This window comes from Paenibacillus sp. PSB04 (genome assembly GCF_025809195.1).
In the GTDB taxonomy this organism is placed as follows: domain Bacteria; phylum Bacillota; class Bacilli; order Paenibacillales; family Paenibacillaceae; genus Paenibacillus_AQ; species Paenibacillus_AQ favisporus.
This window is the reverse complement of sequence record NZ_CP081301.1, coordinates 1,918,661-1,934,315: the sequence shown is the minus strand read 5'-3', so window position 1 is coordinate 1,934,315 and position 15,655 is coordinate 1,918,661. Positions and strand designations below refer to the sequence as shown.

General features: G+C 50.9%; 13 protein-coding genes. All 13 read right to left on the bottom strand.

All coding sequences use genetic code 11. The features are described from left to right. Positions 1 to 143: 143 nt before the first annotated feature. Positions 144 to 1,487, bottom strand: a complete 1,344-nt coding sequence (locus K2F33_RS09115; protein WP_263881489.1) for a glycoside hydrolase family 30 protein — start codon at positions 1,485 to 1,487, stop codon at positions 144 to 146. 46 nt (positions 1,488 to 1,533) lie between these two features. Continuing rightward, on the bottom strand, positions 1,534 to 3,180 hold the full coding sequence (locus K2F33_RS09110; protein ID WP_263881488.1) for a type 2 periplasmic-binding domain-containing protein: 1,647 nt from the start codon (positions 3,178 to 3,180) through the stop codon (positions 1,534 to 1,536). Positions 3,181 to 3,252: 72 nt separating this feature from the next. Beyond that, positions 3,253 to 4,137, bottom strand: coding sequence for a carbohydrate ABC transporter permease (locus K2F33_RS09105; protein WP_076172760.1), 885 nt, complete (start codon positions 4,135 to 4,137; stop codon positions 3,253 to 3,255). Between the two features lie 23 nt (positions 4,138 to 4,160). Then, on the bottom strand, positions 4,161 to 5,150 hold the full coding sequence (locus K2F33_RS09100; RefSeq protein WP_263881487.1) for an ABC transporter permease: 990 nt from the start codon (positions 5,148 to 5,150) through the stop codon (positions 4,161 to 4,163). A gap of 127 nt (positions 5,151 to 5,277) precedes the next feature. After that, entirely contained in the window at positions 5,278 to 6,297 is a 1,020-nt protein-coding gene (locus K2F33_RS09095) for a LacI family DNA-binding transcriptional regulator (protein ID WP_076172759.1), read from the bottom strand. Positions 6,298 to 6,489: 192 nt separating this feature from the next. Beyond that, complete coding sequence (locus K2F33_RS09090) at positions 6,490 to 7,545, bottom strand: glycoside hydrolase family 76 protein (RefSeq protein ID WP_263881486.1); 1,056 nt, start codon at positions 7,543 to 7,545, stop codon at positions 6,490 to 6,492. A 53-nt stretch (positions 7,546 to 7,598) separates the two neighbouring features. Beyond that, positions 7,599 to 8,585 (bottom strand): carbohydrate ABC transporter permease, encoded by a 987-nt coding sequence (locus tag K2F33_RS09085; RefSeq protein WP_263881485.1) that lies wholly within the window; start codon positions 8,583 to 8,585, stop codon positions 7,599 to 7,601. Positions 8,586 to 8,612: 27 nt separating this feature from the next. After that, positions 8,613 to 9,482 carry a carbohydrate ABC transporter permease gene (locus K2F33_RS09080; RefSeq protein ID WP_263881484.1) on the bottom strand — a complete coding sequence of 290 codons (870 nt, stop codon included), beginning with the start codon at positions 9,480 to 9,482 and terminating at the stop codon, positions 8,613 to 8,615. Continuing rightward, positions 9,479 to 11,728, bottom strand: coding sequence for a DUF5696 domain-containing protein (locus K2F33_RS09075; protein ID WP_263881483.1), 2,250 nt, complete (start codon positions 11,726 to 11,728; stop codon positions 9,479 to 9,481). Before K2F33_RS09075 ends, K2F33_RS09080 begins: the two co-directional genes overlap by 4 nt. Before the next feature lie 10 nt (positions 11,729 to 11,738). Then, complete coding sequence (locus K2F33_RS09070; RefSeq protein ID WP_076172755.1) at positions 11,739 to 12,386, bottom strand: Yip1 family protein; 648 nt, start codon at positions 12,384 to 12,386, stop codon at positions 11,739 to 11,741. Further along, positions 12,383 to 13,807: an NHL repeat-containing protein gene (locus tag K2F33_RS09065; protein WP_212984981.1), complete on the bottom strand. Its 1,425-nt coding sequence runs from the start codon at positions 13,805 to 13,807 to the stop codon at positions 12,383 to 12,385. Before K2F33_RS09065 ends, K2F33_RS09070 begins: the two co-directional genes overlap by 4 nt. 9 nt (positions 13,808 to 13,816) lie before the next feature. After that, a complete protein-coding gene (locus tag K2F33_RS09060) occupies positions 13,817 to 14,674 on the bottom strand; it encodes a carbohydrate ABC transporter permease (RefSeq protein WP_089550416.1) in 858 nt (285 codons plus the stop codon). Positions 14,675 to 14,694: 20 nt separating this feature from the next. Then, positions 14,695 to 15,645: a carbohydrate ABC transporter permease gene (locus tag K2F33_RS09055; RefSeq protein ID WP_212984980.1), complete on the bottom strand. Its 951-nt coding sequence runs from the start codon at positions 15,643 to 15,645 to the stop codon at positions 14,695 to 14,697. Positions 15,646 to 15,655: the final 10 nt, after the last annotated feature.

Here is a 15,655-nt window from a genome sequence, read left to right as displayed (position 1 = left end):
AAAAAAATTCGGCGACCACTCTCCGGTAAAATACCGGGAAGCGATCGCCGTGCAGTGTGATCCTCTTTTATACTTTTCAATCGGCGCAGGCCGTTTTCTCATGTAACAAACTGGATTTTATTATAAAACGGCCCATCTACTAGCTACCCTTCAAACATTACCGTTAAAGCGCTCTTAGGCGGCATCTCAAGCTGCAATGCCTCTTTTCCGTACAGCTGAACAGCTACACTCTCCGATGCTTCACTGTCGTTAAACATAACGGCTGCAATAGAGCCATCCGTATTTTTAAAGGCAACGGAGCGGATCAGATCATTGCTGGTCGAAGCAATACGCCGCGCTTTCGGACGAATCCCCTTGCTGAAATGCGCCAGCGCATAGTAGTCCAGCGTATAGGTTAGTTCCTTCGTCTGCTGATTCACGGTCACAATACCGCGACAGGTGCTTGTACCAAAGCCGGGTACGGTAGGGCCATTTTTCTCATCCAGTGCCATATTCCATAAGACGTAAGACTTGCTATGATTGCGTAGAATCTCGATACCTGTCCGCATGACATTCGAGAAGGCTTGCTCAAACGGCGGAATCCACTCCCCGCCCGACCCTTCCGTGAAATGGACCTCTTTATCAGGGAAAACTTCGAATACGTCCGATTGGGCTGACGGCTTGCCGCCGTACCAGTGCCAAGCGACACCATCCACCGCATCGCCGGCCTGCTCTAACACCGTCAGCGGGTAGTCGGGTTTATCCCAATTGTGATCATAACAGAGGATTTTCGTATCGATCTGATTCTTCACGAATTGCGGCTTCAGGTGATTCTTAACGAAATCACTTTGTGCCTCAGGCAGCATGATCATGCCGGGATAATGACCTGGTGAATACAAGGCCTCATTTTGCGGTGTCACCGCATAGATAGGCAGACCTTTTGATGCATACTCCTGAATATAACGGACGAAATAATGGGCATAAACCGGATAGCACTCTTGCTTCAGCTCTCCGCCGATCATCGACCCGCTTGTCTTCATCCAGCCAGGCGGGCTCCAGGGCGAACCCATCAGCTTGATATCCGGATTCAATCGCAGCGCTTCCTGCAGGAGTGGAATAATATCGTCCTCATCATGTGCAATGGAAAACTGCTTCAGCTCCATATCGGACTGGCCTTCCGGCAGATCATTATAACTGTAGAAGTCACGTGCATAATCAGATGCGCCCATGGGCTGGCGCAGTACCGACAAACCAATCCCTTCGTTCGGATCGAACAATTGTGTCATAAGCTCCGAACGCTGCTCGGCCCCCAGTACTTGATGAATCAGATAAGCCGCGGAATCCGTGAAGGACGCGCCAAAGCCATCCATCTCCTGATACGTCTGCTCCTCATCGATAACAACCGTATTCAGCGGTGCAGTGGGAGATACAGGCGAAAGCTCCTCCTTCGTTTTCTTAATGAATAATTCCTCTTCCCCATTCGACTGGTAGATTGTCATGTTCAGCATGTTGTTCCCTCCAGATTTCTATATATCGTTTCCTATCCGTGAAAGCCTATTTCAGCCCAAGCTTTTCTTTGTTCGCTTTCATCTTCTCGTTGCGAACCTCCACGATTTTGTCCCAATTGTTACTGTCCAGGAACTTTTTGTATTCATTCAAGAGGCTATCGAACGCAGCATCATCCTTCGAACGAATCATACTGATGAGTGTTGAGTTCCATTTGGTATTGATTGCGGCCAAAGAACGCGCTTCCGGTGTGCCTTGGTCAGGGTTGATATTTTCCAGAATAAAGTGTGGCACCAGCTTCCCTTTACCCCATTCCTGCATTTGCTTGATGGCATCCGGGAATGCGTCACCACTGAGCGCTTTGTGGCGGTCATGGCCAAAGAACATGAATTCGCCCATGCGGTAATCCTTTTTAAAGGAATCCGGGTTGTTCAACTGAAGCTCCTTCACTGCAGGCAGGAACTCGACCTTTCCATCCGCGTTCACTTTATAGGTCTCGCCTTCAATACCATAGTTCATCAGCATTTGTCCTTCTTCGCTTAACAAGTAGGTGAAGAGCTGAATCGATTTAGCGGGATCCACATTATTTTTCGTAATAAAGCTGATCATCCAGCCTGTGATCCCGGATTGGTTCAGAGTCGGTGAATGCCCGACCGTGCTTTGGGGTCCGTCAATCGCGATATACTCTTTGCCTTTATTATTACTGTAGAAGCTTTGCAGGTTGCCGCCCTGCTGCGGTGTTCCATCCAGTAGAATGGTTGCATATTTGCCGGCCTTGACCTTCTCTTCAAAAGCTGTTCCGTCATCGGCAAAGCTGTCATCGCTGATCGCCCCGGCTCTGTATACGGAATTAAGCGTCTTTACCCAAGTTAAATAGTCTTCATCGAGGTTACGGTTATAGAATCCGCCATTCTTGTCTTCCAGCGGCACGCCGATGAAGTCCTGAAGCGTATCGCCAAGCGATCCGGTTCCTTCACCAATGGAATTGAACCCGAATGGAATCAGGTCAGGGAATTTATTCTTGATATCCTGGAGGACAGCCTGAAATTGTTCTGGTGTGCCCATCACCGGCTTACCCAAGGCTTCGTATACATCCTTACGGATGATAAATGCCGTTTTCGCAGGAATATTGCCGCTGTCATAGTCCTTTTGTGTATTGGAATAGTTCGGATATCCGTAGGTTTTGCCGTCCTTGAGCTTGAACCAGTTGAGCGTGTCTTGTGCAGCGACTTTATTGAAGTAGGGATCATATTTCTCAGCCAGATCATTTAACGGCAGCGCCCATGTAGCCGCTTTTTGTACCACCGGGGAGTTAGAGTCAAACGTTGTGATCAAATCCGGCATTTCCCCGCCGGCAAAAAACGTGTTCAATTTGGTATCGTCACCCGTGATGAACTTGATATTGATATTCAGATCTTCCTTGATTTTCTTGGTGACAACGTCCTTGCCGAAATCCGTATTCCACCAATCCGCATTTACATACCAAGTCAGGTTGGTTACCTCTTCTTTTTTATCCAGCTTCCAGGCCGGAGTCTCGGCATCCGGTGTATAACGGTCTTCGATCGAAACCCAATTCTCCTTCTTTGAGCCGGACTTGCCGCCCGATCCGCTGCAGCCGCTCATAACCAATACAACACTCATCAATACAGTTAACAGTGTGAGCCCTTTCTTTCCAAAAGCTTTGTTCGTAAACATCCTATACCCTCCCTTTTAATTAAAGCGCTTTCCTGATAGAGCCTGTGTTTTTACAGCCAGCTTCTTGTCCACTTATTCTTTGACTGCCCCAAGCATCATCCCCGAGATAAAATATCTTTGCAATATCGGATACATCACAACAATCGGCAGTGTTGTTACGACGATTGTTGCTAGTTGGACCCCTTTCGTGGTGGTTTGAATCGCTACGGAACCGATATTTTGCATCGATTGGGTCTGAGACTGCACAATAATTTCATACAGCATCATCTGTAAGGGATATAGCGATTGGTCGGTGATATACAGTTTCGTGGTCATAAAATCATTCCATTGCCCTACCCCGTTAAATAGGGCGATTGTGGCCATGGCCGGCATAGAAAGAGGAATGAATATGCTCAGAAAAACTCTCCAGTCGCCGCCGCCGTCGATCTTTGCCGACTCTTCCAGCGAATCCGGCACATTGCGGAAGAAATTCATCAGAATGATGACATCATAGAAGCTTAAGAGAGCCGGAATAATATAAACCCAGAAGGTGTTCAGCAGGCCCAAGCTTTTAATCAATAAGTAGGTCGGAATCATACCGCCCGAGAAAAACATGGTGATGACACCCATCGCAACGTAGAACTTGCGGCCGCGGACGTATTTTTTGCTCAGGCCGTAACCTACCATGGCACAGAAGAATACATGGGTGATAACCCCGATCACGGTTTTGGCAACCGAGATGAAAAAAGCCTGCCATATGCCTGTATCTCTGAACACAGCCTGATAATTCTCAAGCGATAATTCTTTAGGCCAAAAGATAAACCCGCCCTCGGCAAGGGCCCTGCCCGAACTGAAGGATGAAACGACGACGTTCCATAACGGAACGACAATAATAATCGTAAATACAACCAATAGGATGATGTTGATCGTATCAAAGATCTTGCTATCGAGATCCCCTTTTGCTGCTTTCGAATTCACCGTAATGCCTCCCCCTGCATGGCCTATAGAACGGATTGATTATCATTTAATTTGCTGGTCACCTTATTAGCCGTAACGAGCAGAATGACCGATATGATGGATACACCCAAACCAACCGCGGTGGCATAAGAGAAATCCCCTTGCGTCATCCCCATCCGGTACACGTACGAGTTAATGACTTCTGCCTTTTCCCGGTTCTGTGAATTCATCAGCACCAAGGTTTGATCCAAATTCGACCCCAATAAACCGCTTACAGTCAGGATCAGATTTAAGCTGATAATCATCTTCATGTTAGGCAGTGTGATGTTCCAGATTTGTCTGAGGCGACTCGCACCATCGATTTTTGCGGCCTCATAGTAGGTAGGATCAATCTTGGACATGACCGCCAAGTACAGAATCGTCCCCCATCCAGCTTCCTTCCAGATATCCGATAAGGTCGCAATCCACCAATACTTGCTCGGGTCGAGCAGAATATTTTGCGGCTGCGAGATCAGCCCTAAGCCAAGCAGCACTTCGTTAAGTAAACCGGAGGTGGAGAACCAGGTAATGAGCATTCCGCCCAGCACGATCCATGACAAGAAGTGAGGCAGATACGAAATGGTCTGTACGAACTTTTTGAACCGGCCCATGCTAACCTCGTAAATCATAATGGCCAAAATGATCGGAATGACAAAGCCCACCGCCAATTTCAAAAAGCTGATGCCCAGCGTGTTGACTACGGAATCCCAAAAATACTTGTCCGATATAATAATTTTGAAATTGTCCAGGCCAACCCACGGAGCGGAATCCAGCGTATCAATGACGGTGTAATTTTTAAAAGCAATGGATAAACCATAAATCGGTATGTAGCAAAAAATAAACATAAAGATAACACCGGGAAGAATCATCGATTGAAGCTCCCATTGCCGCTTGAAATCAATGAAAAACTCCTTGACTCTCTGCCCTCGCGGCTTCTTTCCGGTTGGTTGAACCGGGCCTGTGCCGGTTGGCTGAACTAAAACTGTTTTGCCCACCTAGTAAGCCTCCTTTGATCACAAAATGACAGACTCAAATAAAAACGTTTTTATTTTTCGGCAAAAAATATCCTCCTATTTTGTATCATTTTAAAAAAAGAATCGGAATAATCATTGGCCCTTTCACTTAAACCGGTTTATTCCGATTGATCTTCACATGACTGGTGCCGCGAACGACAAGCTCCCCAGGCAATTTCTGAGTCTTGCCTTGCTCTTTCTTCTGAATCATGCGAACCAGGTGATCCACGGCCAGAATGCCTTGTCTGGCAATCTGATTGCGTACGGTCGAGAGAGGCGGTGTAAAATACTGCGCAATATCAATATCATCGAAGCCCACGACGCTTATATCTTGGGGAACCTCGTATCCCAGGGATTTCAAGGCCCGAATACAACCGATGGCACTCACGTCGTTACCGGCAAGAAAAGCATCGGGCACTTTGTCGGGATGCAGGTGAAGAAAGGATTTCACTGCGTTATAGGAGCCTTCTTCCTCAAAATAACCTTGCAGGATATAGTCTCCATCGATGGGAAACTGACACTCGCGCAGAGCAGCCAGATATCCTTCTTTCCGCTGAACGCTGTCAAACATCGTATCCACGCCGGAAATATAGGCAATCTTCTTATGCCCCAGGCTGATCAAATATTTAGTCGCTTCATAACCGGCCTCATAGGAGTCGAAAATGATGCTGCCCATCGTCTCTTTCTGAATCTCGCGATCCAGGAACACGGCATTGATCTTGTCCTTCTCCATAGCGGCGATGTCTTTGTCGTCGATCCTCAGCTCTTCGAATATGATGACGCCATCCACCCGGCCGCCCATAATATTGCTCATGATAACCTGCTTATCCTTCGTAATAAACACATTCAATCCGTAACCCAAACGGTCGCATTCATGTGACATCGACTCAACCAGTGTGTAGAAGTAGGGCCCTGCCACGCTTGTTGTAAAAAAGCCAAGCATCTTGGTCTTCCCCGACTTCAGCAGCTTCCCGTTCAGGTTCGGTACATAATTTAATTGTTCTGCCACCTTCAGAACATGTGATTTGGTCTCCGGGGTCAATACATCCACGTCATTCAATGCATTCGAAACCGTAGAAATGGAGACTCCGGCTGCTTTAGCTACATCCTTGATCGTTACCTTACCCATATAACCATTCTTCCTTTGCTATAAAAACGTTTTTATGTACATAAAATACCATACAAGCGCTTTCAACACAATCCTTTTTTTAATAAGCGGGAAAACAAACCAAAAGACCGCCCACTTTACGTGAGCGGTCCACTGAGCCTGCCTTCCATACCAACGATGAAGTTCTACTGCTTAAGATATCGTTAAACATGCTTATGGTTTATTCTCATAATCGGCAAACCCCAGTTTCTCCAGCACCGCCATGCGCTCCAGCAGCTTCACACCGCTCAGCTGGGTGCTCAGGGATACCGGATCTGCCGGCGCCTGGCTCCAGTCCGTTCCGAACAGGCATGCGGCGCTTCGTCCGGCGTCCCACAGCACGCCGGCATTTGCGGCGAGCATCGGGACGGCAAGCCGGGCTGCCTCCTCCGAGGCCAGGCTCAGCTCAGCCAGGTAGCGGACCAGGATGCCTTTGAACAGGCCGCCGTCCCCGCTTCCTTCGTCCGGGTACACGCCGTCATCCGCGGCAAGCTCCGCCTTGGTGGCCTCGGCCGTGCGCAGAGCATCCACGAGGAAGCCCGGCTCCCCGCTCACCCGCCACAGCTCCACGCCCGCACCGATAAAGACACCCTGGCAGTAGGTAAACTTCCAGTCCTTATCAATGCTTCCGTCCCCGGTCCGGTTCATGCCGTCCCAGACGAAGCCGGTGGCGGGATCGACCAGGGAGCGCTGCTGCCAATCGTATATTTTGCGGGCCCACTCCAAATCCTCCGCGCTGCCAAAGCACCGGTACAGCCTTGCCGCGAGAATGGCGGCGGGCGCATTGGCCGGGGTGTTTTTGTAAGCCAGCTGGGATTTATGCCACGCGATGCCGCCTCCCATATGGTCGTTCCATCCGCTCTGGATGTCCTCCCACAGGATGTGGACGGCTTCCTTGTACTTCTCCTCGCCGGTCGCCTCGTACGCGCGCAGCCAGGCGAGCGCCATCCATTCCATATCGTCGTACAGCTCATTCGGGTACACGCCGCCGTTCCGGCGCCGGATGCCGTCATGCAGCTCCGCGAGCGTCTCCCCGTAAACCGCCTCGCCGGTGCGCAGCAGTCCGTCCACCAACACGTCGGCGGCATGCGCCATCCACCAGTAATGAAAAATCGTGTTGCAATCGCCGTTCGGGCACGGCGTTTCAATATTAAACATGGCGATACCCGGGTTCCAATAATGCCGGCGCAGCGCTTCCTGCGCCGCGTCCGCGCGTTCTGACCACAGCATGGCGGCCTCTCTCCCCTTTCAACGGCACCCGAATGGAGTGCTTTTCATTCCGCTTACTCAACCAGCCCGGAACGCTCCACACCTTGAATGAAATACCGCTGCAGAAAGAGATAGACGACAAGCATCGGAATCAGCGCAAGGAATGTAGCGGCCATGACGACAGGCAGGCTGAACACTTCAAAGCTGCTGCCTGTCAATGTATCCAGAGATTGATAGAGCCGCGGAAGCATCATCGGCAAGGTGAACTTCTCCTCCGACGTCAGGAAGATCGACGGCTCGAAGAAGTCATTCCAGTGCCATACCAAGGACAGCAGGGTCGTTACGACGATCGCAGGCGGTGTAAGCGGGAGAATAATTCTCCAGTATACGCGGAAGCTTCCGCAGCCATCCACCCTCGCCGCATCCTCCAGCTCCCACGGAAGCCCGCGGAACAGCTGGCGGAAGATAAAGATGAACAGGGCGCCCCTAAGCCCATTCGCAAAAAAGGAAGGCACGATCAGCGGCATCACGCTGTCCAGCCAGCCGATCGTCTTGTACTGCATATACAAAGGGACGATGATCGTTTGCGGCGGAATGATCATCGTGAACATGCACAGCACGAACAGGATTTCCCGTCCGGGAAACCTAATGCGGGAGAAACCATAGGCGACGAAAGAGCAGGATAATACCTGGCCGATCACACTCACTACGGAAATGAGGGCCGAGTTATTGAAATGTGTCCAAAATTGCAGCCCTTTCATGCCGTAGTAGAAGTTTTCCCACGCCAGACTCGTCGGAATCCACTTGATCGCGAAGTCGATCAGATCCACCGGATGCTTGAGCGAGGTCGTGATCATATAGATAAACGGATAGAGAAAAACAAAGGCCAAGTCAATCAGAATGACGTACACGAAAATGCGGTAAATGAGCGCGAACCAGCGGCTTTTGCTGCTGATCCGGCTGATGACGCTGTTATTTCTTAACGCTTTCGCCCGGTTAGCGATACTTTCGGGCTGCACAGCCACACGCTGCTTGGTCTTCGACATCGGAATCGGTTTCACGCTGCACCACCTCCTTGCTCCTCATTCTCATTTTTCACCTGTGTATACGACTAAGCGCCTGGTTGTAGCAAATACGATAATGAGCAGCAGGAAGATAAACAAGAAGTAGATCCAGCCCATACCGGACGCGTAGCCCATTTCGATCTTCGTAAAGGCCGTATCTTTGATATAGACCATCATCCTGTTGTTGATATCCGTAAAGGAATCCACGCATGTATAGACGAGATTAAGCAGGATGATCGGTGAGATCAGCGGCAGCGTGATTTTCCAGAACATCTCCCATTCGGTTGCACCGTCGCATCTGGCCGACTCATAGAGCGACAGAGAAATCCCCTGAAGTCCGGCTAAAAAGAGCAGGATCTGCACGCCCGTTTTCCAAAAGATCACGGTAAGCCTGCTCAGCATATCGAAGACGATCTGCGAGAACGTCGGGCCCATATACAGAAATACTTCTTCCGGAACGCCGATGCCGTTCACCAGCGTGTCTTTGCCGACCCCTGCGTAGAGCAGCTGCTGCATCGCAAGGCCGGAGCCGATCAAAACAGGCAGGAAAAATGCTGCCCGGAAGAAGGCGCGCCCGCGGATCTTATGATTCAGCAGGATCGCGATAAACAAAGAGAAGACCAGAATCAGCGGCGTATTGATGACGGCATCCTGCACCACCGAAATGAACAACGGAATAAACTGCGTATCCAGCACGAACGCTTTGTTGAAATTTCCCCAGCCGACAGGCTCCAGATCGAAATTGCCGACGCCGACCACTTCATGAAAGGCCAGCCAAAGGGAGTAAATCAGAGGATACAGCATGAACAATGCGAACCCGATCGCCCATGGAGCGATATAAACATAGCCTGCCAGCATCTTTTTTCGTTCCAGACTCAACTTTTTCCCTGTCATGCTGATCCCCCCTTCGGCACCACGATGAAGTTTTTGCCCGAAACGACATGATGATCGACCGTCACCTCACCCGGCGTATAATTGACAATGACGCGAGTCCCGTCCTCATATACGACCTCATAGACATCATCCTGCAGTTTGCGGTGCTCCTTCATCGTCTGCGACCATACCGGCCTCAGCTTGTCGTTCATCTCTTTGTAGTATTGGACCGCTTGATCCACCCAGTTGCTGTAAGCCGAGCTGAACAAATCGCTGTAGATGGTGTCCTTCAAATCTTCAGAGTGGTTCATCGTTAATTGGTAGTACGGCATATAGCCGTATTCCACCATTTTGAGGTACTGCAGCTGTGGATCGTAGAATAAATTTTGCGGATCGCCCGAGTAAGGAATAATGCCGTGCAGCGCCATCTGGTAGAACGGGATCGTTTCGTCGGTAAAGAAAAAGCCGCTGTCCTCCATCGGGATGCCGAACAGGCGGGAGGAATGCTTCAGGCTGTATCCATTGCCCCCAACCGAGGCCGCACCGCCGAACTGCAGGACCGATTTCTCCATCATTTCCGTCCACTGCTTGGCTGTCCCCCCGCGCTTCAGCGGGTAATCGTCGTTATAATCGTAGTAGAGCTGACTGCCGATGCCGTCGAAGTTAATGCCGGTAATCCCCAGCTTACGCAGCGGATTCAGCACTTTCTTCTGGAAATGCGCATTCTGCTTGCCTGCATTCAAGTAGAAGAGCTCGCTGTAACGGTCGGTCACGACAAAATGATTGGCTCCGACAACGACGTCTTTGCGCGACGAGAACCCGTCGTTGCCCTTCCATGCCTCGACATAGTTGTCCTGCAGAAAAAGCTGGTAGTTCTTCGTCTTCGCATACTCGCTCAGCTTCGCCAGCCCGCTTGTGCCGCCCAGCTTACGGGAAGGCTTATATCCCGACGGATAACTCATGTAACCTTCGCCCGTCCATCCGAGCAGGTTCGCCGAAATCGACTGAACGCCGCGCTGGCTGAGGTCCTCCATCATATCCTGCGCCTCTGAGAACGTCGTATTTTGAATAAAATGATCGATCAGAATCTGGTCCTTCTTAATGCCCATAAGCAGGTCAAGCCCGAAAGGAACCGCCTCCCCTTTCTTCACCTTCGGAACCACGCCCTGCTCGTCGAGCAAATACTCCCTGTAGGCAGTCGCCATATGGCTGTAATCGGCTTCTTTGCCGCTAAAGAACATGTAGCGGATGGTATGATCCTCGCGGATCAGGTCCTTTTCGGGCTTCTTCGTCAGATTGCCGTCTTTCTTAACCGCTTCATACTCGCGCCTGTAAACGAGCTCGGAAGATATTCGGTTCAAATTAATGAGATAGCCGCTCGGCGAATAGAGGATATTCGCGTCGTATTCTCCTTGGGTGATGATCCCCATAAAGGAGTTATTGCCCACTTTCAAGCCGAAGATCGGCAGCATCGCGTTTTGTTCCCGTCCGAAAAAATTGAAGGTAATCGTATCCGCGCCGTAAACGCTCGCACGATAAGGATTCAAATAATTCGGGTGGTTCGTCTTAAAATAAGACAGCGCACCCGGCCCGTCGGGATAGACCGCATAGCCTTGATCGTGATCCGATGCCGCTCCGAAGAAGGGAAGCGGAGCAACCGACATGAGCCAGTTGTCTTCCCCTTCCTGGATCGATTGGCCGGGTACGGTGACTTCGAGGGCGTTCCCCTTCAATTGGAAGCTCATATCGAAGCTGATTTTCAGCCTGGGCAGCTCGTAACGGACCGATATCCCGTTTTCCAGTGAGGTCGTCGTCATCTTCGGCTGCTCAAGTGCAAAGTTCGTCTCCTGCGTTTCCAGCGCAGGCAGATGGGGATCCGTGTAGGTCAGATGAAAAATCGACTGACTGCTGGCGGTCCACAGCTCATTCCCGTCCGTTTCGACATCCTGCAGCGGAACTGCCGATTCCCACCGGTACCCGTTGCTCTTGTCGATCACCGCGATGGCGGAATCGGATGAGCGGAACTGCAGCTCAAGCCGGTCGTTCTCGGCGATCTTCTCATAATTGGTTGGCTTCTGCGGCTGTCCGCTCTCCTCCGGAGCCGGCATCTGCTCACTCTCAACGACCTGGTTCTTATTCGGCCGCATTTCCTCCTTGGCCCGTTCCATGGCCCTTTGCACGGAGGGTAACGCCAGAAGCACGAGCGCAGCAATGATGACGCTGACGGTTAAATAGTAGATCCATCGTTTGGCGAGTCTCGTTTTCATGGTACCCCCCTCAATTTTCCAGTAAGTATCTGACTTCTACGGCCACTTCACGCACAAATTGAAGAACGTGGTTCGTCAAAGCGAAGACAAGCCCTACCGTTCCCCAGAAAATAATAAAAGCAAAGATGGATAAAAGGAGGACGCCGACCGCCTTCTTAAAGGTATAATCGTTCAGCACCTTCAGTTGAATGAAGATGAGCAGGGCCACCCACAGCCATATGATCGAATTGATGCTGTTGTACAGCCCCAGTTCGCCCCTTGACATCACCAAGGAGACGGCAGCCAGCGGGATGGTAAATACGATATAGGGAATCAAGGCATAGGACATTGCGGTCAACACTTGGCTGAAGTAGGCCTCGCCGTCCATAATCGCCGTAATTAAATAACAGGCAATCACGCCCGAGATCAGCGGGACGACGAAGCGGATGATTTCCAAATTTAAATTGGCATCCTTCGGCTGAAGCGACGTCATATGAAAGCTGGTCATATAGATCGATATAATTCTGACGCTGATGGTCAGCAGGATTAAGACGAATGCCGAGATCAAATGCTTGTTTTTCTGCAGTTCCTCAAAACCGTCCACCGGATGGAACAGTATTGCTATGCCCAGCCGCAGTGACCGGAGACCCGACTGTTTGATATCCGCCGTTCTGATCAATAGCCATACCTCCTTATGACGGTATTCGTGACGCGGATCATGAATTTGACGATAAAGTAGATGGCGACCACGATGAGAACGACGGCCAAGATAATCCAGCCCAAATACTCACGCAACAAGCCATGCCGGTACTCGGCAAAAGCGAGTGAATACCCTTCCTGGTCATTGCCCAGCTTAAATTCCCGCATCGCTTCCTTCCATCTCTCTTCCTTCATCAGCGCTTTCGCCACGCCGCGGTGGGCGAGCGGATAGTTCTCGTCGATCTTCAGCACTTCCTTCCAGGGCACCATCGCTTCCTGGTAACGCCCGTTGAAGTGCAGCTGGCTCGCTTGGTGGACCAATTCCGCGAAGCGTGTCGGCTGAAAAATTTGAATGTTATTGCGGTCCCGGTCCAGCACGTAGATTTTGCCCGCCTTATCGACGACGATGCTCGTCGGGTATTCAAAGCGCCCCTTCTCATCGCCTTGTCCGCCGAATACGGCAAGCAGATTTCCTTCCTGATCGTATTGATAGATCTTCCGCGACATCGCGTCGAGCGCGTTCACGACCCCGTATTGATCGACAGCCATATCGATGAAATATGGGTTTTCCAGCGCCCCGCTTTCGATCGAGGCTTCGCCGAAAAATGCCTTCTTGTAGATGTTTTCACCCATGGCATTAAACTTCTTAAGCTGGTCCGCTTCGATCAGAACCGTCGGCGTATAAATAAATCCTTTACCGTCGATTGTGATATTTGAATTTTGCGGAGGAACCGCATTGTTCAGCTGCTCCCGCTGCTCCGGTGTTGCCAGTAACCGGATGAGCAGCTTCTTCCAGTCGAACGGAACGCGGTTGGCGCCGATGTAGCCGCGGAACTGGTTCATCGCGTCGATCATCATGAAGCCGCTGTAGTCATTTTTATTGAGCGCATAGAGATAACCGCGCCGGTCCATGATGACTTTATCCGGGGAAAAATCCAAATCTTCGCTCAGCAAGGAAGATTCCGGCTTGACGAACTCTTCGATCAATTCCCCTTTCGGAGACAGATGAATGATCCTGCCGCTGCCCGTGTCCGCTACGAACATATGACCGAGGCTATCGACATAGATACCGCTCGGACTGCTGAGCTCGACGCCTTGTTCTTTCCCGAAGATGCCCAGCACTTTCCCTTGGCCGTCCAATTTCACAATCCGGTTGTTATCCGTGTCGGCTACGTATAAGAGCCCCTTCTCGTCGATAAACAAGTCGTTCGGTTTATTCAAGCCGGGCTGGCCAACATCCATAATGATCGTGTCTACCGTATAGGTCAGGGGGATCGGCATCCGATGGCCATACATCGGATCGAGCGTATAAGACATTTGCGGGAGCGCATGGGCAGGCAAGCTGCTGATCAGAAACAGCAGACCGCCGAGTATACCCGCCGTTATTCGTTTGTACACCATATCCGCCCCCTATGATTTGATCCCGGAATGAACCATCGTATTCATAATCAGCTTCTGGAACAGCAGGAAGATGAGAATCGGAGGAAGCGTCATCAGGAACGTGCCGGCAGCCAGCGCACCCGTCCGCGCAACGACGCCAGGCCCTCCAGCCAGTGTCTGAATCGCCAGCGGCAGCGTCTTCATCGATTCGCTTGTCGTAAACACGAGCGCCGAAAAGAAATCGTTCCAGTTCCCGATGAAAGAGAAAATAATCAACGTTGCCCAGGCCGGCTTGCTCACCGCCATAATCACCCTCCAGAAGATTTTCCAATCCGATGCTCCGTCGATATGCGCAGCCTCGATCAGGGCATCGGGAATTTGGTCGAAGAACTGTTTCATGAGGAAGATATTGAAGGCCACGGCAATCTTCGGCAGAATTAACGCCCAATACGTATTGACCAATCCTAAGCTCGATACGATCATATAAGTCGGGATCTGGGTCACCTGCGGCGAGAACATCAGAGCGGACAGGATGACGGAGAAGATGAAGCCCGCACCCGGCGGCTTGAACTTGGATAACACGTACGCTCCCAGGCAGCACACAACCAAGCTGGAGAGCACGACCGCAACGGAGACGAACAAGCTGTTGAAGATGTACCGCGAGAAAGGAACGACAGAGCTGTCCGTCGCGGTAAGCAGATCAAAGAAGCTGCGCAGGGTCGGCTTCTGAACGAAAAATCTCGGCGGATAAAGAAACAGCTCATCGAGCGGTTTGAAAGCCGTGGAAATCATATATACGATCGGCAAGGACGTAAATCCGACCAATGCGATCATAAACGCGTATAACAAACCCCTGTTGAAACGGGCGATAAATTTCGTAAAGCTCATCGTCACGTCCTTTAGCCCCCTTATTGATCTTTGGACGATAGTAACCGCATCACGATGCGGCCTAAGCCGAACGTGACTACAAACAGGAAGACGGCGATTGCCGATGCGTATCCCAGCTCGAACCGGATGAAGGCATAGTCGAACAGATGCGCAATAATCGTATGGCCCGCATAGTTCGGGCTCGGCATACCGGAGATGGCCACGGCAATGTCGAACACCCCGAAAGCGCCAACAATGGCGTTGACCGCGCCGAACAGCAGCTGCGGCTTCATCAGCGGCAGCGTAATGAACCACAATTCCTGAAACCGGCTGGAAATCCCGTCAATGGCGCCTGCTTCATACAGCTCTGGCGATACATTCTGCAGCCCCGCCAGGAATACCAGGAATCCCGTACCCATGCTCATCCACAAAGAAACGATGATGATGACCGGCATGATCGTATTCGGATCCGTATTCCAGAGAATCGGTTCGCTGATCATGCCCCAGTTGAGCAGCGCATTGTTTAATAACCCGTAGCGGTCTCCGGAGAATATGTACAGCCAGACGATCGATAAAGCGATTCCGCTCGTAATCGAAGGGACGTAAAAGGCCAACGAGAAGATCATTTTGGCCTTCAGCGTATTGATCACCCACGCGAGTAAAAAGGATAAGCAATAGCTTAGCGGCCCGGCGATCACAGCGAAGATAAACGTATTTTTTAGCGATGTGAGAAAGATGTCGTCTTCCAGAAACAAGACGCTGTAGTTGGATAAGCCTACCCACTTCGCCGGTTGGAGCATGTTGTAGTAGGTGAAGCTGAGATAGACCGACTGCACGACGGGAATGACGGTAAACACGATGAAGAGAATCAGGAACGGGCTGAGAAACAAATAACCGAGCGCAGCCCTCTTTCTCGCGTGAGTCAATTTGAATCGACGTGCCTTCTGCGGTGCCAGCTGGAGCGGCCCTTTAACCTCCACGCTGCTTTGCATACTGCTCCTC

Excerpts from the sequence above, each read along its gene's own strand:
- K2F33_RS09115 (WP_263881489.1), bottom strand. The coding sequence starts at position 1,487 with ATGCTGAACATGACAATCTACCAGTCGAATGGGGAAGAGGAATTATTC.
- K2F33_RS09110 (WP_263881488.1), bottom strand. The coding sequence starts at position 3,180 with ATGTTTACGAACAAAGCTTTTGGAAAGAAAGGGCTCACACTGTTAACT.
- K2F33_RS09095 (WP_076172759.1), bottom strand. The coding sequence starts at position 6,297 with ATGGGTAAGGTAACGATCAAGGATGTAGCTAAAGCAGCCGGAGTCTCC.
- K2F33_RS09090 (WP_263881486.1), bottom strand. The coding sequence starts at position 7,545 with ATGCTGTGGTCAGAACGCGCGGACGCGGCGCAGGAAGCGCTGCGCCGG.
- K2F33_RS09080 (WP_263881484.1), bottom strand. The coding sequence starts at position 9,482 with ATGACAGGGAAAAAGTTGAGTCTGGAACGAAAAAAGATGCTGGCAGGC.
- K2F33_RS09075 (WP_263881483.1), bottom strand. The coding sequence starts at position 11,728 with ATGAAAACGAGACTCGCCAAACGATGGATCTACTATTTAACCGTCAGC.
- K2F33_RS09065 (WP_212984981.1), bottom strand. The coding sequence starts at position 13,807 with ATGGTGTACAAACGAATAACGGCGGGTATACTCGGCGGTCTGCTGTTT.
- K2F33_RS09060 (WP_089550416.1), bottom strand. The coding sequence starts at position 14,674 with ATGAGCTTTACGAAATTTATCGCCCGTTTCAACAGGGGTTTGTTATAC.
- K2F33_RS09055 (WP_212984980.1), bottom strand. The coding sequence starts at position 15,645 with ATGCAAAGCAGCGTGGAGGTTAAAGGGCCGCTCCAGCTGGCACCGCAG.